The sequence below is a fragment of the Amycolatopsis ruanii genome (genome assembly GCF_003385175.1).
Lineage (GTDB): Bacteria > Actinomycetota > Actinomycetes > Mycobacteriales > Pseudonocardiaceae > Amycolatopsis_E > Amycolatopsis_E thermalba.
Genome location: NZ_PQHY01000087.1, coordinates 1 through 26,445 on the forward strand (window position 1 = coordinate 1; position 26,445 = coordinate 26,445).

The 26,445-nt window shown below is 70.4% G+C and carries 19 protein-coding genes, 1 tRNA gene and 1 rRNA gene; 7 read left to right on the top strand and 14 right to left on the bottom strand.

What is annotated here, in order from left to right; all coding sequences use genetic code 11:
- Positions 1–303 precede the first annotated feature (303 nt).
- Positions 304–377: transfer RNA gene (locus D0D28_RS30630), tRNA-Met, on the bottom strand.
- An 81-nt stretch (positions 378–458) separates the two neighbouring features.
- A complete protein-coding gene (locus tag D0D28_RS30635; protein ID WP_205413401.1) occupies positions 459–3,425 on the bottom strand; it encodes a UPF0182 family protein in 2,967 nt (988 codons plus the stop codon).
- Between the two features lie 163 nt (positions 3,426–3,588).
- On the opposite strand from D0D28_RS30635, the gene D0D28_RS30640 reads away from it, so the two are divergent.
- Positions 3,589–4,137 (top strand): PPA1309 family protein, encoded by a 549-nt coding sequence (locus D0D28_RS30640; RefSeq protein WP_116114540.1) that lies wholly within the window; start codon positions 3,589–3,591, stop codon positions 4,135–4,137.
- A gap of 246 nt (positions 4,138–4,383) precedes the next feature.
- Here D0D28_RS30640 and D0D28_RS30650 read toward each other — a convergent pair whose 3' ends face one another.
- Positions 4,384–5,529 carry a YlbL family protein gene (locus D0D28_RS30650; RefSeq protein WP_116114544.1) on the bottom strand — a complete coding sequence of 382 codons (1,146 nt, stop codon included), beginning with the start codon at positions 5,527–5,529 and terminating at the stop codon, positions 4,384–4,386.
- Between the two features lie 116 nt (positions 5,530–5,645).
- Between D0D28_RS30650 and D0D28_RS30655 the strand changes: the two genes are divergently transcribed.
- Positions 5,646–6,974, top strand: a complete 1,329-nt coding sequence (locus D0D28_RS30655; protein WP_094006724.1) for a zinc-dependent metalloprotease — start codon at positions 5,646–5,648, stop codon at positions 6,972–6,974.
- A gap of 1,115 nt (positions 6,975–8,089) precedes the next feature.
- On the opposite strand, the gene D0D28_RS30660 is transcribed toward D0D28_RS30655, so the two are convergent.
- On the bottom strand, positions 8,090–8,659 hold the full coding sequence (locus tag D0D28_RS30660; protein WP_116114546.1) for a M48 metallopeptidase family protein: 570 nt from the start codon (positions 8,657–8,659) through the stop codon (positions 8,090–8,092).
- 166 nt (positions 8,660–8,825) lie between these two features.
- Here D0D28_RS30660 and D0D28_RS30665 point away from each other — a divergent pair, with 166 nt between their 5' ends.
- The 3 genes from D0D28_RS30665 to D0D28_RS30675 all read left to right on the top strand — a co-directional run bounded on the left by D0D28_RS30665 (position 8,826) and on the right by D0D28_RS30675 (position 12,744).
- The gene (locus D0D28_RS30665) at positions 8,826–9,938 is read left to right on the top strand and encodes a ThiF family adenylyltransferase (RefSeq protein WP_116114548.1); all 1,113 of its coding nucleotides are present in this window, start codon (positions 8,826–8,828) and stop codon (positions 9,936–9,938) included.
- A complete protein-coding gene (locus tag D0D28_RS30670; protein WP_094006725.1) occupies positions 9,935–11,281 on the top strand; it encodes an ABC1 kinase family protein in 1,347 nt (448 codons plus the stop codon). The genes D0D28_RS30665 and D0D28_RS30670 overlap by 4 nt, the downstream gene beginning before the upstream one ends.
- A gap of 521 nt (positions 11,282–11,802) precedes the next feature.
- Entirely contained in the window at positions 11,803–12,744 is a 942-nt protein-coding gene (locus D0D28_RS30675; RefSeq protein WP_233157364.1) for a hypothetical protein, read from the top strand.
- A gap of 7 nt (positions 12,745–12,751) precedes the next feature.
- On the opposite strand, the gene D0D28_RS30680 is transcribed toward D0D28_RS30675, so the two are convergent.
- The 5 genes from D0D28_RS30680 to D0D28_RS30705 form a co-directional block, all read right to left on the bottom strand.
- Positions 12,752–12,931, bottom strand: coding sequence for a hypothetical protein (locus tag D0D28_RS30680; RefSeq protein WP_094006736.1), 180 nt, complete (start codon positions 12,929–12,931; stop codon positions 12,752–12,754).
- Positions 12,928–13,992: a class I SAM-dependent methyltransferase gene (locus tag D0D28_RS30685; protein ID WP_094006737.1), complete on the bottom strand. Its 1,065-nt coding sequence runs from the start codon at positions 13,990–13,992 to the stop codon at positions 12,928–12,930. Before D0D28_RS30685 ends, D0D28_RS30680 begins: the two co-directional genes overlap by 4 nt.
- A gap of 962 nt (positions 13,993–14,954) precedes the next feature.
- Positions 14,955–15,356: a WhiB family transcriptional regulator gene (locus D0D28_RS30695; RefSeq protein ID WP_094006728.1), complete on the bottom strand. Its 402-nt coding sequence runs from the start codon at positions 15,354–15,356 to the stop codon at positions 14,955–14,957.
- 118 nt (positions 15,357–15,474) lie between these two features.
- Positions 15,475–15,711 (bottom strand): hypothetical protein, encoded by a 237-nt coding sequence (locus D0D28_RS30700; protein ID WP_094006729.1) that lies wholly within the window; start codon positions 15,709–15,711, stop codon positions 15,475–15,477.
- A gap of 1,097 nt (positions 15,712–16,808) precedes the next feature.
- On the bottom strand, positions 16,809–18,872 hold the full coding sequence (locus tag D0D28_RS30705) for an ATP-dependent DNA helicase UvrD2 (RefSeq protein ID WP_162831243.1): 2,064 nt from the start codon (positions 18,870–18,872) through the stop codon (positions 16,809–16,811).
- Between the two features lie 80 nt (positions 18,873–18,952).
- Here D0D28_RS30705 and D0D28_RS30710 point away from each other — a divergent pair, with 80 nt between their 5' ends.
- A complete protein-coding gene (locus D0D28_RS30710) occupies positions 18,953–19,684 on the top strand; it encodes a DUF4191 domain-containing protein (protein ID WP_116114552.1) in 732 nt (243 codons plus the stop codon).
- A 51-nt stretch (positions 19,685–19,735) separates the two neighbouring features.
- On the opposite strand, the gene D0D28_RS30715 is transcribed toward D0D28_RS30710, so the two are convergent.
- Positions 19,736–20,209 (bottom strand): RDD family protein, encoded by a 474-nt coding sequence (locus tag D0D28_RS30715; protein WP_116114554.1) that lies wholly within the window; start codon positions 20,207–20,209, stop codon positions 19,736–19,738.
- Between the two features lie 173 nt (positions 20,210–20,382).
- On the opposite strand from D0D28_RS30715, the gene glnA reads away from it, so the two are divergent.
- Complete coding sequence (gene glnA / locus D0D28_RS30720) at positions 20,383–21,807, top strand: type I glutamate--ammonia ligase (protein ID WP_094006741.1); 1,425 nt, start codon at positions 20,383–20,385, stop codon at positions 21,805–21,807.
- A gap of 85 nt (positions 21,808–21,892) precedes the next feature.
- Here the strand turns inward: glnA and D0D28_RS30725 are convergent, their stop codons facing one another.
- The 4 genes from D0D28_RS30725 to rrf form a co-directional block, all read right to left on the bottom strand.
- Positions 21,893–22,318 carry an acyl-CoA thioesterase gene (locus D0D28_RS30725; RefSeq protein ID WP_116114556.1) on the bottom strand — a complete coding sequence of 142 codons (426 nt, stop codon included), beginning with the start codon at positions 22,316–22,318 and terminating at the stop codon, positions 21,893–21,895.
- 52 nt (positions 22,319–22,370) lie between these two features.
- Entirely contained in the window at positions 22,371–25,349 is a 2,979-nt protein-coding gene (locus D0D28_RS30730) for a bifunctional [glutamine synthetase] adenylyltransferase/[glutamine synthetase]-adenylyl-L-tyrosine phosphorylase (protein WP_116114558.1), read from the bottom strand.
- A gap of 39 nt (positions 25,350–25,388) precedes the next feature.
- Positions 25,389–26,129 (bottom strand): type 1 glutamine amidotransferase, encoded by a 741-nt coding sequence (locus D0D28_RS30735; protein ID WP_116114560.1) that lies wholly within the window; start codon positions 26,127–26,129, stop codon positions 25,389–25,391.
- 90 nt (positions 26,130–26,219) lie between these two features.
- Positions 26,220–26,336 (bottom strand): 5S ribosomal RNA (rrf, locus tag D0D28_RS30740).
- Positions 26,337–26,445 lie beyond the last annotated feature (109 nt).

Here is a 26,445-nt window from a genome sequence, read left to right on the forward strand (position 1 = left end):
TAATCCGAAACGGAGACATTCCAAAATCGGAATGCACAGCCCCGTCACGTTTGAAGCCCTGCACACGGAGTCAGACCAAGATCACTGACCCCACACCCGAAGTGTCCGGCGAACGGGGGCAAGCTCACCAGCGCCCACAGGGCGCGAAGGGCCCACGCAACGCAAGGCCACAACGCAACCGGCACCGAGCGGGGGTGCAGGGGGCTCGCCCCCTGCCGGGGGTCTGGGGGTTCGACCCCCAGAACAACGCGAAAGAGGCCCTCACGTCCGCGCTTTCCGCGGACATGAGGGCCCCTGCCTCTGTAGCGGGGACAGGATTTGAACCTGCGACCTCTGGGTTATGAGCCCAGCGAGCTACCGAGCTGCTCCACCCCGCGTTGTGAGGACCAGTTTACGCCTTGGTTGCGGGGGCGTGCACGCAGGGTGCCGGAAGGGGCTCCGGCACCCTGCGTGGCTGGTCAGCCGCCTGGTTGGGGCGGCGCCGAGGTCGTCTGGGCGGCCTTGGCGTTTTCGTAGGCGCGGGCGGCGGCGTCGAGCGCGGCGAGCGCCTCGCCCTGGGCGGCGAAGTTGCCGCTCTGCTGGGCCTGCCGGAGCCGTTCGAGCGCCGACTGGATGTCGGCGACGGCCTGGTCGAGGGCCGGGGTGCTGCCCGTGCCACCGGCCGGCGGGGTGGTCGGTGTGGCGGGCGGTGTCGTCGGCGTGGTGGTGGGCTGTTGCTGGGTGGGCGAGGTCGCCGCCTGGGCCGCCTGGTCGCCGAAGACCTGTTTGAGGGCGTCGCCGAGGGTGGAGGCGAATCCGACCTTGGACCCGTAGGACACCAGCACGCGGGCGAGCTGCGGGTAGCTGTTCTGGTTGCGTTGCTGGATGTAGACGGGTTCGACGTAGAGGAACCCGCCGCCCAGCGGCAGGGTGATCAGGTTGCCGAAGATCACCGTGACGCTCTGGTTGCTGAACAGGGTCCGTTCGGAAGCGAACCGCGAGTCGCTCTGGAACCTGTTCTGGACCTGGACGGGGCCGTCGACCTGGCTGTTGCCCGCGGCCGTGGTGGGTAGCCGGAGCACCTTGATGGCGCCGTAGTCCTTCGGGTCGGAGGACACCGTCATCCAGGCCGCCAGGTACTGCCGTTGCAGGGCGGTGAGCGGGCTGGTCAGCTGGAACGTGGTCCCGGTCTGGCCGGGTGCCTGGGCCAGGACGTAGTAGCCGGGCTGGTTGGCCAGGCCGGCGGCGTCGAGGTTGGTGCCGCCCTCCTGGGTCGGGTCCTGGGGCACGTTCCAGAAGGTGTTGGTCGTGTAGAACTCCTGCGGGTCGGTGACGTGGTACTTCGTCAGGAGTTCGCGCTGGACCTTGAACAGGTCCTCCGGGTACCGGAAGTGCGACCGCAGCTCGGGCGTGACCTCGGTGCCGGGCTTGACCAGGCCGGGGAAGACCTGCTCCCACGCCTTGAGGACCGGGTCCTTGTCGTCGACCGAGTAGAGGGTGACGGTGCCGTTGAACGCGTCGACGGTCGCCTTCACCGAGTTGCGGATGTAGTTGATGTTGTTGTTGGCCTGGCGGGCGACGCCGGCGAGGGTGTCCTCGGTGGCGGCGCCGAGCTGGGTCTGCTGCGAGTACGGGTAGTTGTTCAGCGTGGTGTAGCCGTCGACGATCCAGACGATCTTGCCGTCGACCACCGCCGGGTACGGGTCGCCGTCGACGGTGAGCCACGGGGCGACCTTGCTGACGCGCTGCCGCGGGTCGCGGTTGTACATGATCTTCGAGCCGTCGCTGATGGCGTCGGAGAAGAGGATGTTGCGCTCGCCGTACTTCGCGGCGAAGGCGAGGCGGTTGAACCAGTTGCCGAGGTTGACGCCGCCGGTGCCCTCGTAGCGGTAGTTGCTGCTGCTGGCGCTGTCGTACTCGCCCGGCGCGCGGCCTTCCTGGCCGCCGACGATGGCGTAGTCGTTGGTGAGCTCGCCGTAGTAGATGCGCGGCTCGGTGACCGCGATGCCGGGTGCGGTCGGGTTGGTCGGGTTGATGCCGGCGCCGGTCGGGTTCTGGGTGTCGCTGGTGACCGCGATCGGGTACCCGCCGTCGCTGTTGGCGCTGCTCACCGCGCGGTCGATCGTGTTGGCCGGGGCCGCGACGAACCCGTTGCCGTGCGTGTAGACCAGGTGCTTGTTGATCCAGTTGGTCTGGTTGCCGGTGAGGTTGGCGGTGTTGATCTCACGGGCGGCGACGACGTAGTCCTGGATCCGGCCGTCGATCTCGTAGCGGTCGATGTCGAGCTTCTGCGGAAAGCCGTAAAAGTTCTCCCGGCCGACCCGCTGGGTGAAGGTCGGCGCGAGCACGTTCGGGTCGAGCAGGCGGATGTTGGGCACGGTCGTGGTGTCCGCGCTGATCTCGGCGGCGGTCGCCTGCCCGGTGCCGGTGTAGTCCTCGTACTGGACGTTGTCGAGCCCGAACGCGGACTTGGTCGCCTCCATGTTGCGGCTGATGGAAAGCGCTTCCTTCTGGTTGGCGTTCGGCTTGACCGAGAACTGCTCCAGGATCGCTGGCCACGCGACGCCGACCAGGACGCCGGACAGGATCAGCAGCACCAGCGCGATCGCGGGCAGCTGGATGTTGCGCAGGAAGGCGCCGGCGAAGAACGCGACCGCGCAGATCGCGGAGATGCACAGCAGGATCAGCTTCGCCGGCAGCACCGCGTTCAGGTCGGTGTAGGTCGCGCCGTTGAACAGCGGGTTGCGGTCGGAGAAGAGCAGGTTGTACCGGTCGAAGTAGTACTCGACCGCCTTGAGCAGGACGAACAGGCCAGCGGTGACGGCGAGCTGGACGCGGGCCGATCCGGCGAGCCGACCGCCGCGGCCGGCGAGCCGGATGCCGCCGAAGAGGTAGTGCGCGATCAGCGCGCCGATGAACGAGATCGTCACCGCGACGAACAGCCAGCCGAGCAGCCACTGGTAGAAGGGCAGCGTGAAGGCGTAGAAGCCGATGTCGTTGCCGAACTCGGGGTCGGTCTGGCCGAAGCTCGTGCCGTTCAGGAACAGCTGGATGCGCTGCCACTCGCCTTCGCCGGTCGCGCCCGCGATGAGCCCGGTGACCAGCGGGATGCCGATGCCGAACAGCCGGATGCGGCCGACCACGGCCGAGCGGTAGCGCGCCAGCGGGTCGTCGGCGCCGGAGACCGGGACGAACACCGGTCGCGTGCGGTAGGCGATCCACAGGCTGAGCGCGAGCGAGCCGCCGACGAGCAGCCCGATCGCGAAGAACAACACGATGCGGGTGACGACCATGGTGTTGAAGACCTGGCGGGCGTCCACCTCGCCGAACCACAGCCAGTCGACGTAGGTGTCCAACAGGCGCGCGCCGAGTAGCAGCGCCAGGATGATCACCGCGGCGATGATCAGCAGTACCCGGCTGCGACGGGACAGCTTCGGCAGGCTCACTGGGGGCCGACTGGCCACTGCGCACGCTCCTGTTGTCGTGGTCCGCTGGCGGGGAGCCCGTAACGCAGGACACCCCTGAACCCCTAACTCTAGGAGGGCCGCTCAGGGTTCCCCGACCGGCCCGAATCGGACACGTCCGGCACGCACCTGAGACGATGAGGAGATGGCATCCGAAGTCAACCCCGCCGCTGGTCCGGCCATCGCCGCGCTCGCCAGGGAGGTCGAGGAGTTCGTGGCCGCCGCCGGGTGGGACCAGGCGCCGCAGCTGTTCGCGCTGGTCCCGACCGCGTCGCTGCTGCGTGAGCAGCCGGAACTGGCCGGGCAGCTCGACCCGTCGAGCGCGCTGACGCCGGTGGCGCAGGAGCCGCTGCCGGAGGGTGACCTGGCGGAGGCGCTGGGGCGGATCGCGTGGCCGGAGGTCGTGACCGGCTGCGCGCTGGCCCAGGAGATCATCGTGCTGCCGCCGAGCGCCGAGTCGGAGCTGGACGAGTCCGCCGACGCGGAGCGGCTGCGGCGGGCCGCGGCGGACCACCCGGAGCGGACGGAGGCGCGTCTGGTGGCGGCTGTGCTGCGGGACGGCCCGGGCGCCTGCGTGGTGCGGCTGCGGGGGTACACGAAGGCGGAGGACGCCGAGCCGGCCGACGAGATCGTCGAGCACCCGGACCTGGCGCCGAACCTGCTGGACGCCCTCCGGGCGACGCTGGCCCCCTAACGACCCGCGAGTCCCACGCTCCCGTCCGCGAGTCCCACGCTCAGCCGCGCGAGTCCCACGCTCAGCCGCGCGAGTCCCACGCTCAGCCGCGCGAGTCCCACGCTCCCGTCCGCGAGCTCCACGCTCCCGTGCGTGAGTCCCACCCTGCCGTCCGCGGGCCCTATGCTCCCGCACGCGAGCCCCACACTCAACCACGCGAGACCCAGCTCCCGCGCGAGCCCCGCCCCGCCGAGCCGGCGGCCCGGGTCAGCAGGACGGCGTCGGCTGCCCGGCCTTGAGCGCTTCCAGCGCCGAGAGAGCGCTGTTCAAGTCGGTCACCTTGATCAGCTTCAGCCCGTCCGGCGCCGCGGCGGCGGCTTCCACGCAGTTGTCCTGGGGCGTGAGGAACACCGTGGCCCCGGCCTCCCGTGCGGCGACGACCTTGAACGAGATCCCGCCGATCGGGTTGACCACGCCCTTCTCGGTGATCTCGCCGGTGCCGGCCACGTGCTCGCCGGCGACCATCTCACCGGGGGTGAGCCGGTCGACGATCGCCAGCGCGAACATCAGGCCCGCCGAGGGGCCGCCGACGTCCTGCAGCGAGATCTTCACGTCGAAGGGCACGTCCGCCCGGTCGATCGGCTGCAGGCCCATGAAGCCCTGCTTCTTGTTCGGGTCGGGGTTGGCGGCCAGCGTGATCTGCTCGGTGCGGGGCGGCTCGGTGCCGTGCTGGAACGTGATCGGCACGGTCTGGCCCGGGGCGGTGTCGGCGAGCGCGGCGGTGACGTCGTCCTCGTTGGTGATGGTGCGGCCGTTGACCGACAGCAGCCGGTCGCCCGCGGCGAGGACCCGGCTGACCGGGGTGTTCTCGACGATCGTCTGGGCGAGCACCTTGACCGGGAAGCCGAGGTGGCGCAGCGCGGCGACCTCGGCGTTGCTCTGCGAGTCCTGGAACTGCTGGACGTTCTGCTGCTGGACCTGCTCGTCGCTCTCGCCGGGGCGGAAGTACTCCTCGCGGGGCGCCAGCGCGTAGCGGCCGCTCACCCACAGCCCGAGCGCGCCGAACAGGCTGATCTCGTCGTTGAGCGAGACGGTGGTCATGCGCAGCTCACCCGCGGTGGGGTAGGTCTGCTGCCCGTCGACCTCGACCACCTGAACGCCGTTGACCTGGCCGAGCGTGTCGTAGGTGGGACCGGGGCCGATCGCGACGTAGGGCACCTGGACGAACGCGCCGATGAGCCCGAACACGACGATGAGGACGCCGCTGGTCACCACGGTCCAGCCGCGCCTGGTCATATGGGCCCGCTCGGGGGCCCGTGTCGCGCGGTGCCCGTTGCGGGCCTGGTCGCCGTCCGCGGGTTTGGTGCCCGTCGCGGCGCCGGGAGCAGTGGTTTCGTCGCGGGACTCGCTCACGGCCCACAGCGTACGGTGACCGGCCCGCACGCTCGATCACCAGGCCTTGATCGCGGCGAGCGAAATCGGACACCTCTGGCGCGGTCGCGGCTGCTCCGGCCGCGTACGGTGGTGGTATGAGCAATCTCCCGTTCGGCTTCGGGCCCCCGGATCCCGACAAGCCCGGTGACAACGGGCCGGAGGGCCAGCAGTCCGGCGCCGACGCCTTCAACCAGCTCGGCCAGATGCTGAGCCAGCTCGGGCAGATGCTGAGCCAGGCCGGCACTTCGTCGGGCCCGGTGAACTACGACCTCGCGAAGCAGATCGCGCTGCAGAAGCTCAGTGGCAGCGGCGGCGGGACGATCGGTTTCGCCTCGAGCGGTGACGCCGACAGCGCCGTGCGCGACGCCGGCCACCTCGCGGAGCTGTGGCTGGACGCGGCGACGATCCTGCCTGCGGGGGCGAACGTGACCGCGGCGTGGTCGCCGCGGGACTGGGTGCAGAAGACGCTCCCGACCTGGCAACGCCTGTGCGACCCGGTGGCCCAGCAGGTGTCCGGCGCGTGGGTGGAGGCGCTCCCCGCCGAGGCGAAGCAGGCCGCCGGCCCGCTGCTGTCGATGGTCGGCCAGATGGGTGGCATGGCGTTCGGTTCGCAGCTGGGCAACGCGCTGGCGCAGCTCGCGTCGGAGGTGCTGACCTCGACCGAGGTGGGTCTGCCGCTGGGTCCGGAGGGGACGTCGGCGCTGCTGCCCGGCAACATCGAGAAGTTCACCGAGGGTCTGGAGCTGCCGAGCAGCGAGGTCCTGGTGTTCCTGGCCGCGCGGGAGGCCGCGCACCAGCGCCTGTTCTCGCACGTGCCGTGGCTGCGGCAGCGTCTGCTGGCGACGGTCGAGGAGTTCGCGCACGGCATCAAGGTCGACACGTCCGCGCTGGAGCAGCTGGCGGGCCAGGTCGACCCGTCCAACCCGGCGAGCATCGAGGAGGCGTTGTCCTCGGGGCTGCTGGAGCCCCAGACGACGCCCGAGCAGCAGGCGGCGCTGAACCGGCTGGAGACGCTGCTCGCCCTGGTGGAGGGCTGGGTGGACGTGGTGGTCGCGGACGCGGTCGGCGACCGGCTGCCGGGAGCCGACGCCTTGCGCGAAACCCTCCGCCGCCGTCGCGCGACGGGCGGCCCGGCCGAGCAGACGTTCGCAACGCTCGTGGGGCTCGAGTTGCGGCCCCGCCGGATGCGCTCGGCGTCCGCGCTGTGGAAGCTCGTGGGCGACCGGCACGGCGTCGACAAGCGGGACGGCCTGTGGTCGCACCCGGACCTGATGCCGTCGGCCGAGGACTTGGACGACCCGCTGGAGTTCGCCGAGCGCCTGGGCAAGCCCGGCGACCTGGACGACCCGATGGCCGAGCTGGAGCGCACGAAGCCCGAGGAGAAGCCGGCAAAGCCCAACGAGGGCGACGAGCCCGGCAACTGACGCAGGAGTGTCAGCGAGCCCACCTCGCCTGAGCAACAGCCGAGGTGGGCGCGCTACGCCCACGCCACCCACGGCGGCGAGCTACCCCCGCCGACTCCCCGGGCAGCCCGGCCAACCAACAGCGGCGGGCGCCCCAGCTGTGACCGGCATGCCCATCCAACCGCCGCGAGCCACCTAAGCCCCACGGGCACCAACACCGGCGGGCCGGCCCCAGCCGACACCGACAAGCCCAGCCACCGGCCGCGAGCCACCTCAGCCCCACGGGGCACGCCCACCCGACCAACACGGCGGGCCACCCCGGCCACCGGCGGGTGCCCCAGCCGACACCGGCACGCCCACCCAACCGAAGCCGGCAAGCTGACCACGTCCGATCGCGGCAAAGCCGCCTCAACCACCAGCGGCAAGCCGCCCCGCCCTCGGCGACTGCTCGGACAGGCTGCCCCCTCCCGGACTCACGGCGGAACCCTCCCACGCGAAGCCGGCACCCTGCCCTCACCGTCCCGCCCGCCGACAGCGGCACCTTGGCCCGCCGTCGCGCAGCGACAGCAATCTGTTGAACCTGCTGCTCGCCCTCCGACAACGGCCTCCGATCCCGCCATCGCGAACCGGCAGCAGCCCCCTGAACCCACCGCTAAGCCCGCCGACAGCAGCACCCCGGCCCCGCCATCGCGAACCGGCAGCAGCCCCCAGAACTCACCGCTAAGCCCGCGACTGGCAGCGCCCCGGCGCCCCATGGCGAACCGACAGCAGCCCTGAAGCCCGCAATCGAGCCCGCCAACGGGCGGCACGCTGCCCGGCCGTTGTCCGTCGAGCTGCCACTGCCTTGGCAGTCCGCCACCTCAGCTGCCCCTCTCGGGGCCCGCTCGCGGGACATCCGGCCCCGGCACGCCTCCTGCTCCGCCCGTTATCCATCCGGCCCAGCGCGCCTCTGCTCCGCCCGCTACCCATCCGGCCCAGCGCGCCCCCTGCTCCGTTCGCTAACCCGCCCCAGCACTCACTCGCTCCGGCCGCTACTCATCGCGCACCGGCACTCGCCAGTTTCGGCCGCCCCTCCACCTGCCTGTTCCGGTGCCGGGGGCCCGCCGGACGGCAGGCCCCCGGCGCGTTCCGACTGCTCAGTCCTCGTCCAGCTCGCTGATTCCCCAACCCGCCGCCGCGGACAGGCCCTCCAGGTAGCCGATGGCCCGCTCGGTCTTCGGGTAGCGCCGGACCAGCTCCCAGAACTCGGCGGTGTGCGCCGCCACGCGCAGGTGTGCCAGTTCGTGCACCAGCACGTAATCCAGCACCCACGCCGGCACGTTCTGCAGCCGGTCACTCACTCGGATGGTCCGGTCGGCCGGCGTGCACGACGCCCACCTGGTCCGCATCGGCGGGACCCAGCGGACGCTCGCGGGCAGCGCCTGCCGGTCGAGGTACCGCGCTGACAGCTGCGCACACCGCGCGAGCAGCGCGGCATCCGACTCGCGCGCCGGAGACGCCCGTTTCGTCTCCGTGCGCTGGAGCTTGCGCTCCATCTCGGCCACCCAGTGTTTTTCCTCGGCTCGGCTCATGCTGGCCGGGATGAGCACCACGAGGGTGTCGCCGTCCCGGTACGCGCTGACCGTCCGCCTTCGTCGTGCACTACGCCGTACTTCGACCTTGAGCTGCGGGTTCGATGACTGCCCGGTGTTGTCCCGGTTCCTCAAAGAGGGCACCCGTGCGTTCGCCACCCGTCCACGGTAAAGGCAGGGACCGACAACTCGGGAGAGCCGACTTCGAGAAGGCCCGAGTTATCCACATTTCGGCTCGCCTGTGGATAACTCGCGATCTTGGTTAGCGAATACTTAGCGACCTTCCGTCACTCTGTGCTCCATGACGGATACAACGACAAGTCAGCGACCGCTCTTCCTGCCCGAACGCCCCTGGCTGCGGCCGGGCATCGAGGTTTTCGACCGAGGCCCGGGCGAGGTGCAGATCGGTCTCGACCCCCGGCACGCCATGGTGGCCACGGAGCTGCCGCCCGACCTGGTGGACGTGATGCACCGCCTCGACGGCAGTCTCCGTTTGGAAAGTCTGCTCGCGCTCGCCAAGAGCGAACACGTCGAGAGCCTCCGCGATCTCCTCACGAAGCTGACCCGGCTCGGGCTGGTGGAGGAGGCGTGGCCGCCCTCCGCCTACAACCGGCCCGTCCACGAGGCTGGTCTGTGGTCCCTGTCGGCACGGCGGAGCCACGGCGAGACCGTCGCCCGGCGTCGTCACAGCGCCATCGTGCTGTTCGGTTCGGGACGGCTGACGGTCGCGATGGCGGTGCAGCTCGCGGCCGCGGGAGTGGGGCAGGTCCGCGTCGAGGCCGAGGGCAAGGTCACCGAGCACGACACCGGCAGCGGCTACACCGACGCCGACATCGGCCGTTCCCGATCAGCCGCGGCGGCCGATGCGATCCGGCGGGTGAACCCGGCGACCGTGACGCGACGCCTCCGAGACGGGCGGCTGCCCGAACTCGCCGTGCTCGCCGACGCCATCGTCCCGGCGCCCGAGCTGGTCCAGCAGCTCATGCACGAGCGGGTTCCGCACCTGGCGGTTCGCGTCCGGGAAGGCATCGGGATCGTCGGGCCGCTCGTCGAACCCGGCCGGAGCAGCTGCCTGGGGTGCGCGGACCTGATCCGCCAGTCGATGGACGACCGCTGGCCCAAGATCGCGGGTCAGCTTGCCGGGCGCACCCAGCAGGCCGACCTGGTGACCGTGCAAGCCACCGCTGCCCTGGCGACCGGTCAGGTGCTCCGCGCTCTCGGGCCGGTCGACGGGGTGCCGCCGGGCTGGAACATGACGATGGAGATCGACCCGTACGAGAACACGATCTACCACCGCCCGTGGTCGCCCCACCCGGCCTGCACCTGCGGGGCACGCCCGGAGCCGCTGGTCAGCAGCGTCCCTGCGCCGATGGCTGCGGAGAACATGGTCGACAAGGCACAATCGCAGGAGTGACCGACTTCCCCGAAGAGACCGACGACCGTGCCGATCCCGGGATTCCCCGCCGCACAGCCGCGCGCGCCGCGAAGCTCGCGAGCCTGCCGCTCGGAATCGCGGGACGGGCGGTCGGCGGCTGGGGGCGGCGGCTGACCGGTCAGAGCGCTGAAGAAGTCAACGCGAACCTGTCGGCGAAAGCCGCCGAGCAGCTGTTCGAGGTGCTGGGCACGCTCAAGGGCGGCGCGATGAAGTTCGGGCAGACCTTGAGCGTGTTCGAAGCGGCGGTGCCGGACGAGCTGGCCGCCCCGTACCGGGACGCGCTGACCCGCCTCCAGGCCGCCGCGCCGCCGATGCCGGCCCGCCAAACGCGTCGCGTGCTCGCCGAGCAGCTGGGCCGGTCGTGGGAGACACGGTTCCGCGAGTTCGACGACGCTCCCACCGCCGCGGCCAGTATCGGCCAGGTGCACCGCGCCGTGTGGCACGACGGGCGCGACGTGGCGGTCAAGGTCCAGTACCCCGGCGCCGACGAGGCGCTCCGCAGCGACCTGCGTCAGCTGCAGCGGTTCAGCCGGCTCTTCCAGGCACTCCTGCCGGGCACGGAGGTCAAACCGCTGCTCGCCGAGCTGTCCGCGCGGATGGACGAGGAACTGGACTACCGCGGCGAGGCCGACAGCCAGCGCGAGTTCGCGAAGGCCTTCGACGGCGACGACAAGGTCCTGGTGCCGAAGGTGGTAGCCAGCGCCCCGAAGGTGCTCGTGACCGAGTGGGTCACCGGCACTCCCCTGGCCAAGATCATCGCCGGCGCGGACGCCGAAACCCGCAACCACGTCGGCGCGCTCCTGGCCGAGTTCCACTTCTCCTCACCGGCGAGGGCGAAGCTCCTGCACTCCGACCCGCACCCGGGCAACTTCATGCTGCTCGACGACGGCCGTCTCGCCGTGATCGACTTCGGCGCGGTGGCTCGCCTCCCACACGGCATCCCCCGCCAGCTCGGCGAGATGACCCGTCTCGCGCTCGATCAGCGCTCGACCGAACTCATGAAGTTGCTGCGCTCCTCCGGTTTCATCCGCCCCGGCACCGAACTCAGCGCCGACGACGTGCTCGCATACCTGGCCCCGTTCACCGAGCCCCTCGCCACCGAGCGCTTCCACTTCACGCGCCGCTGGATGCAACGCCAAGCGATGCGGGTCGGCGACACGCGTGGCCGCGACTTCCGGACCGGGCGATCGCTGAACCTTCCACCGGAGTACCTGCTGATCCATCGCGTGACCGCAGGCTCGACGGGAATCCTGTGCCAGCTCGAGGCCGAGATCCCCGCCCGCGCGATCGTGGAACGTTGGCAGCCCGGCTTCGCCGATTGATCCGATACCTCCCTCCCTTTCTCATCGGGCGTGTCAGGGTCACCCGCACTTGCGCGTGCCCCTGACCGCTCCGGATTCCGGCTCAGTCGACGGCCGCCCCCGGCCGACGGCGAATTCCCGGTTTCCGCACGCAAGGCGGGATCACCCACCACGCCACGGCGGATGCACCCAAACTGATCAGCTAGCCGAGACGCAACCTCGGAAGCTTCTATCCAGCGCGATCGCAGTCCTTTGCAACTGCGGCATCACCTCATCGTCTTTCCCAATCCCAGCCTCTGTTGTGAACAAGCGCCCCAGCCCTGGTTGCCAACCAGCTGCCATCCATCCCCGGTCCGGATGTCTTCGCCGCAATGCCCAGCATGCCGTAAACCGCGGCCCCCGCGGCCGACAAGGCTTGCCAGAGGCGCGAGTTATCCACAATCACGGTCAAAAACGCACGAGATGTCCACTCGCACCACCAAGTTGTCCACAGTTTCGTGTCACGTCTTCCGCTGCCCCGTCTCCGGCCCGACTCTGAAGGCATGACCGAAACCATCACCGCTCCGGCAGAGCGAGGCTCGGCCCCGAGCGAGGACGTCACCACCAGCACGCGGCTGCGCCGAGCGGGCCTGAGCCAGCACGTCATCTCGTCCCGTTGCCGCCCAGGAGGCCCGTGGCGCCGGCTTCTACCGGGCGTGATCCTGCTGAGCAACCGAGAGCCCAGCCGGGATCAGCAGCTCCGCGCCGCGATCTACCACGCCGGCCCGGACGCGGTGATCAGCGGTACGGATGCCTTGCAGGCACAGGGCATTCCGCTGTCACCGTCCCGGCGCGTCCACGTGTTGATCCCAGTGGGGCGCCGGATCGCGTCGCACGAGTTCACCTGGCTGGACCGGACGTCTCGCGTTCCCGAGCCGGTCGTCGTGGACGGATTGCCGTTCGCGCCGCCAGCTCGCGCCACCATCGACCTCGCCCGCTGTGAAACCGATCCGGACAGGTTGCGGCGACTGCTCACCCTGCCCGTCTACTACGGCCTCTGCACGGCCGAGCAGTTGCGCAACGAGGTCGACGCCGGCAACCAGCGCGGAACCGCGGCTGTCCGGCAGACGCTACGCACCCTGGGCTCGCTTCGCGACACCTACCAGCAAGGTGTGGCGAGGGAGCTGCTCGGAGGAGTCCCGGTGCCCCCGCCGATCTGGAACGTGACCATTTGCGACTCGGTGGGACGCCGCCTCGGTGTCGTCGACGCCTGGTGGGACGAAGTCGCGATGGGATGGCTCCTCGACCCCGCCGCCACCCGTTCCGACCGTCCGGCCGCGAGCCACCTGCCGCTCACCGGGGCCGGAGTCGTGCTGGTCCACACCACTCCCAGCCGCCTGCGCGGTGACGCGATGGCAGTCGCGCGGGAACTCACGAGCGCGTTCGCGTCGGCAGCTCGCCGTCGGCGGCCGAAGGTTCAGGCGCTGAAGGAGGTGGCGGCTTGACTAGCGCTCACCAGTATTCGGGCGGGAGTTTCCCCTCGATGTCGCGGACGTGCTCACGAGCGCATCGAGGGCACAGCCAGCGCAGAGCGCCGCCCTCACGATCACTGGCCCACGCCAGGGTCTCGAGCGGGTCCTCGTCCGGCTTGCGTTGAACGCCGCAACGGGAGCAGACGATCGGCTCGTTCATCTGCGCCATCCGAAGTGGACCGTCTGCGTTCCGAGCACGTAGATGTCCTCTCGGTTGCCCAAGTACTCGGGATCCTCCGGATCGAGGAGACGACGCAGGACGTCCCGGTCTTCCTGCGTCACGAACTCATCGCCGGCCGACGCCAGCCAGGCGATGTGCTCGATCACGTAGTTGCGTACCACCTCGTCCGGCGGCGCAGGCAAATCGACAAGACGACTGAAGGAACCGACTCGCTCCAACCCTGCCTTGACGAGGGCGATGTTCCAGCCGTAGGGCATCCGGACTGAGTTCGGCATGTCGGTGCGCATGCGCTTGAACCAACGATCCCGCACCTCCAGCAGCCGGCGTTCAAGCCCGGGCTCACCGATCCCCAGATCCCAGGGCAGGCAGTGAGTGGGCGGGCTCCCCTCGACCAGGGCGAGCATGCCGCGTGGCTTGAGAGCTGTGACAAGACCGGCGATTCCAGCTTGTTGATCAGGGAGGTGATGCACCATCGAAGCGGCCCAGACGAGATCCGCCGGCTCGACGAGGTGAGCGAGTTCCGCCGATGCGACGTCAGCTCGAACGCGTTCGATCGAAACCTGGCCGGCGAGCGCGGCGCCGGCGACGGCCTCGATCCCCGGATGGGCGCGCCCGACAGTCGCCGCCGCGGCGGCTCCTGCGAGCTCAGCCCGCGCCTGCTCGAGTGCGATCTGTTGCTGGCCGGTCGAACTCGTGTCCCGCGGCACGGCCGCCGGGTCGTCCGGATCTGTTCGGCCAGCGGCGTCCGTGTGCGTCTGCTCGACGGCAGCCTTCGCAACGGTCTCGGCAACGTCGAGCAGCTCCGGAACGGCGTCGACGAGCACGAGCGTCCCGCCGCCTCGACAAGCCAGCTCGGCGGCGAACGCGGCGCTCATCCCTCCGGCGCCACTGCCCACGTCGACGACTACAGGATGGTCGGCGAGCCGGCTGACCAGCCGGGCGGCGATCTCCGCGTGGGTCTTCGCGTGGAGTTGGTCCGCGCTGCGCAACGTCGGAATTCGCTCGGCCCAGTCGATGTCGTCATGGGTGTGTACGGCCATACCGGTCATTCAACACCGCTGGAGAAACCGTCGCCGTGATTCGGGGCCGCCTCGGCGCCTTGGGTGCGGCACCAGTCCGGCGGTGTGGTGGTGCTCATCGGCCGGATGGGGCCAGCCGCAGTCACTGCCCCTCCTGCGCGAACGAACGCCACAGGGGTCGGGACCGAGGCGGGAGGCAGCCGAGCAGGTGGCGGCCGAGCGTGCCAAGCCGTTGGCCGCTGACAGCCGACACGCCGAGCATCCGGGCGTTGACAGCCGAACACGCCGAGCATCGGGCGCTGACAACCGACGCGTCGAGTACCGGCCCTGGCCGGCGAACGCGCCCGGGCCTCGGCGCTGGAAAGGGAACGGACAGAGCCTTGGCCGCTGGCGGCCGGACGCACCAGACGCTCAGCGCTGGCGGCCGGACGCACCAGGCGCTCAGCGCTGGCGGGGCGCGAGCACCCGAGCCTCGGCAATGCAGCCGAACGCGTCCGGGCCTCGGCGCTGACAGGCAAATGCCGGCGGCCCCTGGGCCGCTGGCAACCGAACGCGCCGGGGCTGTGGCCGCCGCGGGTTGGGGAGTTGGAACGAGCGGCATGTAGCGGTTGGAACGAGCGGCACCTTAGACAGCGCCAAGCCCGGCGGTGGTCAAGGCCGTTCGCCTCGAACACCGCCGGGCCAGCAATCCGCGAAACGCGATGACGAGCCGCTGGTAGCGGGATCGTCGGGCGACTAACCGCGGTACCGACCTGCGCGGCGGGAAGCCCATCGGGCCACGCGGTCCCACCGGCGGGCCGCGCGCGCATTGCGTACGGGCTGCCAGCGGACGTCGTCGTGCAGGTCCTGTATTCGTGCTCTCGCCAGTTCTTCGTTGAGCAACATTCGGGTGATCTCCTTGGTCATGGGTGCGACCCCGGCGCGGGGGCGCGGCGTGATCGGGTGCTTCGTCCAGCTCACTGGGACGAATGAGGTGTCAGTACTCATGCGGCTGCACTCTGCTGGTCAGTGCGGTTGCGGCGCTCGATGCGCTTCTCCGCGACGGGCGTTTCCACCGGGTTCTTGCGAGGGCGTCCCCGCGGCCGCTTCCGAGCGACCACGACACCGCGCTCGAAGATCTCGCCTCCCCAGACCCCCCAGGGCTCCCGCCGGGCGAGCGCGCCGGACAGGCACGCACTCCGGATCGGGCAGTCGGCGCACCGGCTCTTGGCCAGCTCGAGATCCGCCGGTGACTCCGCGAACCACAGGTCGGCGTCGCCGGACCTGCAGGGCAGGTCGGCGTCCGGCGAGGCCACGGCATCGAAAAGCTCACCGATCCCGGATCCCGGAAGGGCGAGTTCGTCGGATAACGCCTTCTCTGACGCGAAGGCGATTGCCGATGACATTCCCGTTCTCCTTTGTGTAGTAACGGTTTTTCGTTGTGGAGGTGGTACAAAAACACGAGGGCCGCGGATCCGAATCTCGGTTCCGCGGCCCTCGTGAGCCTGTCTCCCTGACGGGGGGTCAGAGTCTGAGCTCCGGCGGAGCCAGCGGAACGTGGAGTCGGGTCTGCTTGTTGGTCGGGACGTACGCCGGCTTGACGGCGGACACACGGGTCCCGTCGAAGCGGTCACGCAGCCGGGCGAGGATCGGCAGTTCGACGCCGGCCTTGCCGACGCCCCAGCCGTTCGCGCAAGCCATCGCCGAGCGGGCGAAGGGCAGAGCGATGCCAGGGTTCGTGACCGTGATCGAAGTCTTCACGTCCCAGCACCTCCTCTCGTCCTTCGCTCATCGCCGGCGGGCGACGGGCAATCGCTTCGCGGGCGCTCTTCACCCGCCCATGCAGGCTATTGCCCCTGCCCGACGCGGGGCAACTGATTTTTCGGAGAACTTTTCCCAACGGCGAAGATCGTCCCCGAGCAGCGGTTCCGCCGCGCGAAGGAGCCCTTCGGCGCGGTCAAGCGTGCCTGCCCTGCACGGCCCGCCCCGGTGCCCGGATGCGACGAAGCGCCTCTCAGTGTGGCGCACATCGCCCCAGCCCGACCAGCCACGCTCGGAGCGGGACTCGCCACGGCGGTCGCGGCTGGTCACCTCGGCGCCAGATTCATCCGGTCGTGGCAAAGTGTCGTTCCGGGCGTAACGGTCGCACGACCGAGGTCGCTCGGCTGAGGACGACGCAGGCAGTGGTGCACACGGCACACGGCGGCGCAGAGCGAGCACGGCCGCGCTCGGCCCGGACCTTTCAAGAGGGGGGCGCCTCACGGGTGGACGTGTTCGGTAGGCGCGCCGCGTCCGGCCCGCCGGCCTTGGTTCAGGCGGCCGGAGTTAACGGCTGTCAGGAGTGTCTGTCGCGGAGAACGGACAGCGGACCGCCCAGAGCGCTCGCCGGCGGACAGCAGTCCCATCGGGGGTGTCCTTCCGCAGAGGAGGGGATGGCAGTTCCGTCAGGCGTCGGTGTCCCGGCGAAGACACAGCAGTCGGGCAGGCGGGTCTCCCGCGGAGAAGGGACGGCTGCCAAGTCGGCAGCACCTCCCACGCAGAAGGAACAGCCGCCAAATCGGCAGCACCTCCCACGCAGAAGGAACAGCCGCCAAATCGGCAGCACCTCCCACGCAGAAGGAACAGCCGCCAAATCGGCAGCACCTCCCACGCAGAAGGAACAGCCGCCAAATCGGCAGCACCTCCCACGCAGAAGGAACAGCCGCCAAGTTAGGAGCCCGTCCCGCGCAGGAGGGACAGCCACTAAAGCGGAAGCACCTCCTACGCAGGACGGACAGCCACCAAATCGGGAGCACCTTCCGCGCAGAAAGTCGCTGTAGTCCGGTCACGTGGCTCCGCTGCACCGGCGGCACCGCAGTTCAGCGATGTTCCTTCCGGAGCAGGGATAGTACCTCGTCGCCGAAGCGGTGGGCCTTTGTCGGGCCTATGCCGGAGATCGAGACCAGGCCGCGTTGGTCCTCGGGGCGTTGTTCGGCTATCGCGACCAGCGTGGCGTCCGTGAAGACGACGAACGGGGGGACCTTCAGCTCCCGCGCGCGCTCGGCGCGCCAGTCCTTCAACCGCGTCAGCAACGCCTCGTCCAGGTCGCTCGGGCATCGGGCACATCGGCCGAGCTTGACTTCCAGCGTGTTGGCCAGCTGCTCACCACACATGCGGCAGCTCGGCTTCGTGCGCGTGGTCGGCTGCCGGCGGGGCACGCGCGCCGCGGGGTGTTCCTCCGGGATCAAGCCGTACAGGAACCGGCTCCGGCGGCGGTGCCGGCGTCCGCCCGGGTGCCGGGACAGCGACCACGACAACCACAGGTGCTCCCGCGCCCGCGTGACCCCCACATAAAAGAGCCGCCGCTCCTCCTCGATCGCCGCCTCGTCGCCGTCGGCTCGCTGGATCGGCATCGTGCCCTCGGCCAGCCCGACCAGGAACACCGCGTCCCACTCCAGGCCCTTCGCCGCGTGCAGCGACGCCAGCGTCACCCCCTCGACCGTCGGCGGGTGCTGCGCCGCCGCGCGCTGCTCCAGCTCCGCCACGTACCGGCCGAACGACGCGCCCTCGACCGACGCCGCCAGCTCCGCCGCCAGCTCCACCAGCGCCAGCAGCGCGTCCCACCGCTCCTTCGCCGCCCCGCCCGACGGCGGCTGCTCCGTCAGCCCGATGCGAGCCAGCACCGCGCGCACCGCGGGAACCAGCTCCGCGGACGGCGGATCCCCCGCCGCCGTCCGCAGCGCGACCATCGCCTGCCGGATCTCGCGCCGCTCGAAGAACCGCTCACCCCCGCGCACCAGGTACGGGATCTCCAGGTCGGTCAACGCCTGCTCGTAGACCTCCGACTGCGCGTTGACCCGGTACAGGATCGCGATCTCGCTCGCCGGCACGCCCGCGTCGAGCAGCTGCCGCACCCGCCCGGCGACCGCGCCGGCCTCCGTCGGCTCGTCGTCGAACTCCGCGAACCGCGGCTCGGGACCGTCCGGACGCTGCCCGACCAGCTTGAGCCGCGACCCCGCCGGCCGGCCCCGAGCGGCGCCGATCACCTTGTTCGCCAGCTCGACCACCTGGGGCGTGGACCGGTAGTCCCGCTCCAGCCGCACCACCGTCGCCTCCGGGAAGCGCCGCGTGAAGTCCAGCAGCGGCCGCGGCGAGGCCCCGCCGAAGGAGTAGATGGTCTGGTTCGCGTCGCCGACCACCGTGATGTCGTCGCGCCCGCCGAGCCACGCGTCGAGCAGTCGCTGCTGCAGCGGGGTGACGTCCTGGTACTCGTCGACGACGAAACACCGGTACCGGTCGCGGAACTCCCGGGCGACGTCCGCGTTGTCCTCCAGCGCCGCCGTCGTGTGCAGCAGGAGGTCGTCGAAGTCGAGCATCCGCGCCGCGTTCTTGACCTCCTCGTACTTGCGGTAGACCTCGGCCACCTGCGCGGCCTGCATCGGCGTGTCCCGCTGCAGCCGCGCGGCCTGCGCCGGGTAGTCCTCCGGGCTGATCAGCGACGCCTTCGCCCACTCGATCTCGCTCGCGATGTCCCGCAGGATCTCCGCGTCGCTGCTGACCCGCGAACGCTGCGCCGCCTGGGCGACCAGCCGCAGCTTGCCGTCGAGCAGGTCCCACATCCGGTCGCCCACCACGCGCGGCCAGAAGTACCGCAGCTGCCGCCGCGCGGCCGCGTGGAACGTCAGGGCCTGGGCGCCGTCGACCCCCAGCGCGCGCAGCCGCGTCCGCATCTCCCCCGCCGCGCGCGCGGTGAACGTGACCGCGAGCACCTGACCTGCGGCGACGTGCCCGGACGCGATCAGGTGCGCGATGCGGTGGGTGATGGTGCGGGTCTTGCCGGTGCCGGCGCCGGCCAGGACGCAGACCGGCCCGCGCGGGGCTGCGGCGGCGGCACGCTGCTCGGGGTCCAGCCCGTCCAACAGGCCCGTCGGGGACTTGGTCACAGGTGCGCTAGCCACCCCGGCATCCTCGCAGAGGGGACCGACGGGATCGCGCCGCCCTGCCCGGCCGTATCCTGGTTCATATGGCGGGAAAGCAGGACAAAGAGGCTGCCAAGCAGGCCAAGCGGGAACGGCGCGCCGCGAGCAAGGCCCGGCGCGGTCAGATCTGGGAAGCGTTCAAGATGCAGCGCCGGGAGGACAAGGCGCTCATCCCGTGGATGCTCGGCGCGTTCCTGGTCGTGGCCGGCGTCTTCGTCGTGGTCGGGCTGCTGCTCGACATGCTGTGGGTCCTGTTGCCGCTGGGCATCGTCCTCGGCGTGCTCGCCGCGGTGATCATCTTCGGCCGTCGGGTGCAGCGCACGGTGTTCGCCAAGGCCGAGGGCCAGCCCGGAGCGGCGGGCTGGGCGCTGGACAACCTGCGCGGACGCTGGAAGGTGACCCAGACGGTGGCCGCGACCACGCAGCTCGACGCCGTGCACCGCGTGCTCGGCGGCCCGGGCGTCGTGCTGGTCGGTGAGGGCGCGCCGCACCGCGTGCGCAACCTGATCACACAGGAGAAGAAGCGCGTGGCCCGCCTGGTCGGTGACACCCCGATCTACGAGGTCGTCGTCGGCAACGAGGAGGGCCAGGTCCCGCTGCGCCGCCTGTCGAGCCACATGATGAAGCTGCCCCGCAACCTCCGCCCGGCGCAGGTCCACGCGCTGGAGGCCAAGCTCGCCGCGCTCGGCAACCGCGGTGGCGCGGCCATGCCGAAGGGCCCGATGCCGCAGGGCGCGAAGATGCGCAGCGTGCAGCGCGTCATCAAGCGCCGCTGACCCGGAACGACAAAAGGCCCCGACCAGTCCGGTCGGGGCCTTTTGTCGTTGTCAGCGCATCCGGATGACCACGGTCCCGGTGAGCCGGTCGAGCCAGCTGCGGCCGTCGGCGTTGCGGATCGCCGCCGGGATGATCAGGAAGGTGAGCGCCGCGCGGACGATCGCCCGCGGCACGCCGACCATCTGGGCGCCGTCCAGGCGCGCGACGCGGATGCCGGTCACGAACATCCCCGGGGTGAACCCGAAGAACGAGACCGGGATGATCGTGATGACCGCCCACACCGCGATCGCCCACAGGTTGTAGGACTGCATCGCGGCGGTGTCCTGCAGGTCGGGGCGCAGGAACAGGGAGGTCAGCAGGGACGCGGCGACCAGGTCGACGACGAGCCCGAGCAGGCGCGCACCGCCCCTGGCGACCGCACCGACCCCCTGCTCGGGAAGCCCGAGCCGTTCCCCTCGCCAGCGCGGAGGCTCCTCTGCGCCGGGCCGAGGTGCGGACAACCACTCACCGGTCCATCTCGCCACCCGACCAGGGTATGCCGGTGGCGTGCACCACGTCCGCCCTGGTCTGCTGGGGGATATCGCCCAGCCCGTTAACCTCCGCGAAACATACGGGTGACGGTCGGGCAACACCGCGCTCTTAGCGTGAGCCGAAGAGAGTACTGCCCCCGGCAATGCGTATGAAGGAGTTACAGAGGGTGTCCACTACTCCAGACGATATCCAGCGTCTCATCGCAGATGAGGACGTGCAGTTCGTTGACGTCAGGTTCTGTGATCTGCCGGGTGTGATGCAGCACTTCACCGTCCCCGCGAAGGCGTTCGACGCGGACGCGTTCGAAGAGGGCCTGGCCTTCGACGGTTCCTCGGTGCGCGGCTTCCAGTCGATCCACGAGTCCGACATGCTGCTGCTGCCCGACCCGGAGACGGCGCGGATCGACCCGTTCCGCAAGGAGAAGACCCTCTCCATCAACTTCTTCGTGCACGACCCGTTCACCCGCGAGGCGTACAGCCGCGACCCGCGCAACATCGCGCGCAAGGCCGAGCAGTACATCGCCGAGTCCGGCGTCGCCGACACCGTGTTCTTCGGCCCCGAGGCCGAGTTCTACGTGTTCGACTCGGTGCGCTTCGACTCGCGCGAGAACGGCTCCTTCCACGAGATCGACTCGGTCGAGGGCTGGTGGAACACCGGTCGCGAGGAAGAGGGCGGCAACCGCGGTTACAAGACCCGCTTCAAGGGCGGCTACTTCCCCGTCCCGCCGGTCGACCACTTCGCCGACCTGCGTGACGAGATCAGCCAGAAGCTGATCAACTCCGGCTTCACGCTCGAGCGCGCGCACCACGAGGTGGGCACCGCCGGCCAGGCCGAGATCAACTACAAGTTCAACACGCTGCTGCACGCCGCGGACGACCTGCAGCTGTTCAAGTACATCGTCAAGAACACCGCGTGGAACGCCGGCAAGACCGCGACCTTCATGCCGAAGCCGCTGTTCGGTGACAACGGTTCGGGCATGCACTGCCACCAGTCGCTGTGGAAGGACGGCCAGCCGCTGTTCTACGACGAGTCCGGTTACGCCGGCTTGTCGGACATGGCGCGCCACTACATCGGCGGCATCCTGGCCCACGCCCCGTCGCTGCTGGCGTTCACCAACCCGACGGTGAACTCCTACCACCGTCTGGTGCCGGGCTTCGAGGCGCCGGTCAGCCTGGTGTACTCGCAGCGCAACCGCTCGGCCTGCGTCCGGATCCCGATCACCGGTTCCAACGCCAAGGCCAAGCGCATCGAGTTCCGCTGCCCGGACTCGTCCGGCAACCCGTACCTGGCGTTCGCCGCGATGATGATGGCCGGTCTGGACGGCATCAAGAACAAGATCGAGCCGCCGGAGCCGATCGACAAGGACCTCTACGAGCTGCCGCCGGAGGAGGCCAAGGACGTCAAGCAGGTCCCGGCCACGCTCGACGAGGTGCTGAACAACCTCGAGGCCGACCACGACTTCCTGACCGAGGGTGGCGTGTTCACCTCCGACGTCATCGAGACGTGGATCTCGCTCAAGCGCGAGACCGAGATCGACCCGCTGCGGCTGCGTCCGCACCCGTACGAGTTCGCGCTGTACTACGACGTGTGATCTCGACCGGGTAGAACACCCCGAGCGCGCCGGCGGCGAGGAGCGGAAAACGCCCTCGCCGTCGGCGTTCTTTATCGGGCCGGCGTTATTCGGCGGTGAGGACCGACATGTCCAGGCCGGCGCGTTCGCAGTGGCCGCGCGGGTCCTCGACCAGCTTGCGGCGCTCCAGGTCCATCAGCCCGAGCGTGCAGGTGATCTCGGCGGACAGGGTGCCGTCGGCCTTGTGGATGTTGTTGATCATCTGGAACGTCTTGCCGGTGCCGAACTTGGCCTCGCAGCCCACGAGCACGGTCTCGCCCGCGCGGATCTCCCTGCGGAAGACGATGTGCGACTCCAGCAGCACCGGCGCCAGGTTCTGCTCGCGCAGCGCCGCGCCCCCGGCCTGCTCGAACGCCTCGGTGCGGGCGACCTCGCCGTAGGAGTGGTAGACCGCGTGGTTGAGGTGGCCGAGCGTGTCCAGCTCGTAGTGCCGGACCTTGATCTCCACCCGGAACGGTTCGCGCGCAGTCACGGCTCCACTGTAAGGCGGTGACGTGCCGCGGCGGGGTGGGACCTTCACCACGTCAGGCTTCGTAGAACAGCCGCTCGACGACCGCGTGGGCCCGCCGGGTGGTGCGGCGGTAGGAGTCGAGGAACTCGCCCGGGTCGTCGTCGGCGCTCTGGCCCAGGACGCGGGCGACCTCGGCCAGGTCGCGGCCCGAGCTCGGCACCTGGTCGACGGCCTTGCCGCGGACCAGCATCGCCGCGTTGCGCACGCGGGTCGCGAGCAGCCACGCCTCGGTGAGCGACGCGGTGTCCTCGGGTTCGGCCAGGCCCGCTTCGGCCAGCGCGGCCAGCGCCCGCGGCGTCGAGGTGGTCCGCAGGTCCGGGACCTCGAACGCGTGCCGCAGCTGGAACAGCTGCACCGTCCACTCGACGTCGGCCAGACCACCGCGGCCCAGCTTGGTGTGCAGCGTCGGGTCGGCTCCGCGCGGCATCCGCTCGGTGTCCACGCGCGCCTTCATGCGCCGCACCTCGCGGGCGCGGGCCGCGTCGAGCCCGCCGTCGGGGTAGCGGATCGGGTCGATCATCTCGATGAACCGCTCCCCCAGCGGCGCGTCGCCGGCGACGAACCGGGCGCGCAGCAGGGCCTGCGTCTCCCAGACCTCGCCCCAGCGCGCGTAGTACGCCCGGTAGGAGTCGAGCGTGCGCACCAGCGGACCGCCGCGCCCCTCCGGCCGCAGATCGGCGTCCACCTGCAGGGGCGGATCGGCGCTCGGGGCGCCGAGCATCTTGCGCACGGTCTCGGCGACCGAGGACGCGTACCGGACGGCGTCGCCGTCGGACACACCTTCGGCCGGCTCGCACACGAAGAGGACGTCGGCGTCCGAGCCGTAGCCCAGTTCGGCACCGCCCAGGCGGCCCATGCCGATGACGGCGATCTTCGCCGCCTCGCCGCCCAGTTCGGCGCAGCGCTTGCGGATCGCGGCGGACAGGGCGCTCTGCAGCACGGCGACCCAGACCGAGGACAGGGCCTCGCACACCTCGCGCACGTCCAGCAGGCCCAGCAGATCGGCCGCGGCCACCCGCAGGATCTCGTGGCGCCGCAACGACCGGGCCGCCGCCACCGCCGCGTTCAGCCCGGGCTGGCGCCGCACGGTGGCGCGCAACGACTTGGCGACCTCGGCCGGCGTGCGGCCGGTCAACCGCGCGGGGTCGCCGAGCAGCTGCAACACCTCGGGGGCGCGCACGAGCAGGTCCGGCACCAGCTTCGACGTGCCCAGCAGCGACGCGAGCCGTTCGACGACCGCGCCCTCGTCGCGCAGCACCCGCAGGTACCACGGGGTTTCCTCGAGGGCCTCGGACACCTTCCGGTACGCCAGCAGGCCGCCGTCCGGGTCCGGGGTGTCGGCGAGCAGGTCGAGCAGGACGGGGAGCAACGCCTTCTGGATCGAGGCCCGGCGCGAGACGCCGGAAGTCAGGGCTCGGATGTGCTGCAGCGCGCCGTCGGGTGCCGCATAGCCCAGAGCCGCCAGCCGTTGCGCGGCCTGCTTCGTGGTGAGACGCAGGTCCTCTGTGGACACGCTGGCGACGGACTGCAGCAGCGGCCGGTAGAACAGCTTCTCGTGCAGCCGGCGGATGCGCTGGTTGTGGCGGCGGAACTCGACGAGGAGGATCTCACCCTCGCCCCGGCCCATTTCGGGGCGGATGCCGATCGCCCGGCCGAGCACGCGCAGCTCGCCCGAGTCGTTGAAGTCCGGGAACAGGTGGGTGCGGCGCAGGCGGCGCAGCTGCAGCCGGTGCTCGACCGTCCGCAGGAACTCGTACGACATCTCCAGCTCGGCGGCGTCGCTGCGGCCGACATACCCGCCCGAGCCGAGCGCCGCGAGCGCCTCGACGGTGGACGGTGAGCGCAGGCTCGGATCGGCGCGGCCGTGGACGAGCTGGAGCAGCTGCACCGCGAACTCGACGTCCCGCAGGCCGCCGCGGCCGAGTTTCAGCTCACGCTCGGCCAGTTCGGAGGGCACGTGGCCCTCGACGCGGCGGCGCATCTGCTGGACGTCGGCGACGAAGTTCTCCCGCTCGGCGGCGGACCACACCATCGAGGTGACCATCTCGGCGTACTGGTTGCCGAGGTCGGCGTCGCCGGCGACCGGGCGGGCCTTGAGGAGGGCCTGGAACTCCCAGGTGCGTGCCCACTTGGCGTAGTAGGCGGTGTGGCCGTCGAGGGTGCGGACGAGGGCGCCCTGCTTGCCTTCCGGGCGGAGGGCCGCGTCGACCTCGAAGCACGCCTTGCCGACGATCCGCATCATCGTGCTCGCCAGCCGGGTGGCGAGCTGCAGGTCACCTTCGCCGACGAAGATGACGTCGACGTCGCTGACGTAGTTGAGTTCGCGGCCGCCGCACTTGCCCATCGCGATGACCGCCAGGCGGGTGTCGCCGAGTCCGCCGGGAGCGTGCTCGGCTTGCGCGATCTCCAGTCCGGTGACGAGCGCGGCTTCGGCGAGGAGCGTGAGCTGCTGGGCGACTTCGGCGTAGCGGGGCCGGTCGAGGCTGCCTTCGACGAGGTGCCCCAGGTCGGTGCCGGCGATCTCGAGGAGCAGGCCGCGGTAGGCGGCGCGCAGGGCGTTCTCGGCCGCCGAGCCCGTACGGATCGTGCCGTTCTCGCGGACGGCGTCCAGCATGGTGTCGGCGTAGCAGTCGGGTTCGGTGCACTTGTCGCCGGCGAGGCGCTGCCACTCGCCGGGGTGGCCGACGAGGAAGTCGCCGAGCGCGCTGGAGGTGCCGAGGACGGCGACGAGCCGGCCGCGGAGGGTACGGTTGTCGCGCAGGGCGGCGTCGAGTTCCCGCCAGCCCTGTTCGTCGGTCTCCCGGATGCGGTCGAGGCTGCGCAGCGCCAGGTCTGGGTCGGCGCTGCGGGAAAGCGCGACGAGGACGTCGAGGGCTTCCGGGGCAGGCCCGGTGTCGGTCCACCACCCGGCCGCGCGGAGGTTCTCCTCAGCCCGGTCGTCGGTGAAGCCGTAGCGCGCAGGGGAGCCGGCCCCTCGTGACTGCTCAGCCATCAGGGTCCACCGTAGCCGTGCCAGGCGGGTCGTTGCTGATCAAGTGAGCGGAAGGGACGCCGGTGGCGCGCCCTCGAGCGCACCTTCAGCCAGCCGGACGAACCTGGTCGCGAACGGCTGCCAGGTCTCGGCGATGTCGGCGTGGTTGCGGTCGAGAGTCTCGGTGTCGAATGCGCTCGGCGGCCTGGTCGCCGCCAGCTGGGGCGCCTCGTCGGCCCAGGCCTGGACGACCTGGGTGGTGGTCTCGATGTGGAACTGGATGCCGTAGGCGCTGCGGTGCAGCCGGAACGCCTGGTTGGGGTATTTGGGAGCGGATGCGAGCAGGACGGCGCCACGGGGCAGTTGGGTGATGACGTCCTCGTGGAAGTGCATGACGTCCTGCATGAGCGGGAGGTCGGCGAAGAGCGGGTCGGTCCAGGCGGCGTCCTTCTTCGCGACGAGGGCCGCGCCGACCTCCGGACCGGACTCGCCGGGCTGGACGCGTCCGCCGGTGGCGACGGCGAGGAGTTGCGCGCCGAGACAGATCGCGAGGGTGGGGACGTTGGTGCGGGCCGCGGTCGCCAGGAGCGCCCGGACGTCGGCGAGCCACGGGTGCTTGGCGTCGTCTTCGGCGTTCATGCCACCACCCAGGCAGACGAGGCCCTGGTACCCGTCCAGGGAGCCGGGCACCGGGTCGTCCGGCAGCCGGCGGACGTCGAGTTCCGCGCCGGCGGCGAGCCAGTCTCCGAGGGGCCCGACCGGGTCGGACGGATCGGGCTGCAGGACCAGAAGACGCGTCATGTTCTTCAGGATAAGGGCACAAAAAGGCCCAGGGGCTCGGGAGAACGTGAAGTTCTCGACCGAGCCCCTGGGCTTTTTGTGTGAAGTTGTGTTCGGCGGTGTCCTACTCTCCCACACCCGCGGGGGTGCAGTACCATCGGCGCTGGCAGGCTTAGCTTCCGGGTTCGGAATGGGACCGGGCGTTTCCCCGCCGCCATGACCACCGAAACTCTGTGAAACAACCACAGGTGTGGTGTGGTGTCTCAGAGTTGCAGAGCGGATGCGTAGCAGCTTCGTGGGCAAGTCCTCGGCCTATTAGTACCAGTCCACTCAAAAA

Bases quoted from the DNA above. Each gene is read 5' to 3' on its own strand.
- D0D28_RS30710 (WP_116114552.1), top strand. From the start codon at position 18,953: ATGGCGGGAAAGCAGGACAAAGAGGCTGCCAAGCAGGCCAAGCGGGAA.
- D0D28_RS30675 (WP_233157364.1), top strand. From the start codon at position 11,803: ATGACCGAAACCATCACCGCTCCGGCAGAGCGAGGCTCGGCCCCGAGC.
- D0D28_RS30680 (WP_094006736.1), bottom strand. From the start codon at position 12,931: ATGAACGAGCCGATCGTCTGCTCCCGTTGCGGCGTTCAACGCAAGCCG.
- D0D28_RS30730 (WP_116114558.1), bottom strand. From the start codon at position 25,349: ATGGCTGAGCAGTCACGAGGGGCCGGCTCCCCTGCGCGCTACGGCTTC.
- D0D28_RS30685 (WP_094006737.1), bottom strand. From the start codon at position 13,992: ATGGCCGTACACACCCATGACGACATCGACTGGGCCGAGCGAATTCCG.
- D0D28_RS30640 (WP_116114540.1), top strand. From the start codon at position 3,589: ATGGCATCCGAAGTCAACCCCGCCGCTGGTCCGGCCATCGCCGCGCTC.
- D0D28_RS30735 (WP_116114560.1), bottom strand. From the start codon at position 26,129: ATGACGCGTCTTCTGGTCCTGCAGCCCGATCCGTCCGACCCGGTCGGG.
- D0D28_RS30655 (WP_094006724.1), top strand. From the start codon at position 5,646: ATGAGCAATCTCCCGTTCGGCTTCGGGCCCCCGGATCCCGACAAGCCC.
- D0D28_RS30665 (WP_116114548.1), top strand. From the start codon at position 8,826: ATGACGGATACAACGACAAGTCAGCGACCGCTCTTCCTGCCCGAACGC.
- D0D28_RS30695 (WP_094006728.1), bottom strand. From the start codon at position 15,356: ATGTCATCGGCAATCGCCTTCGCGTCAGAGAAGGCGTTATCCGACGAA.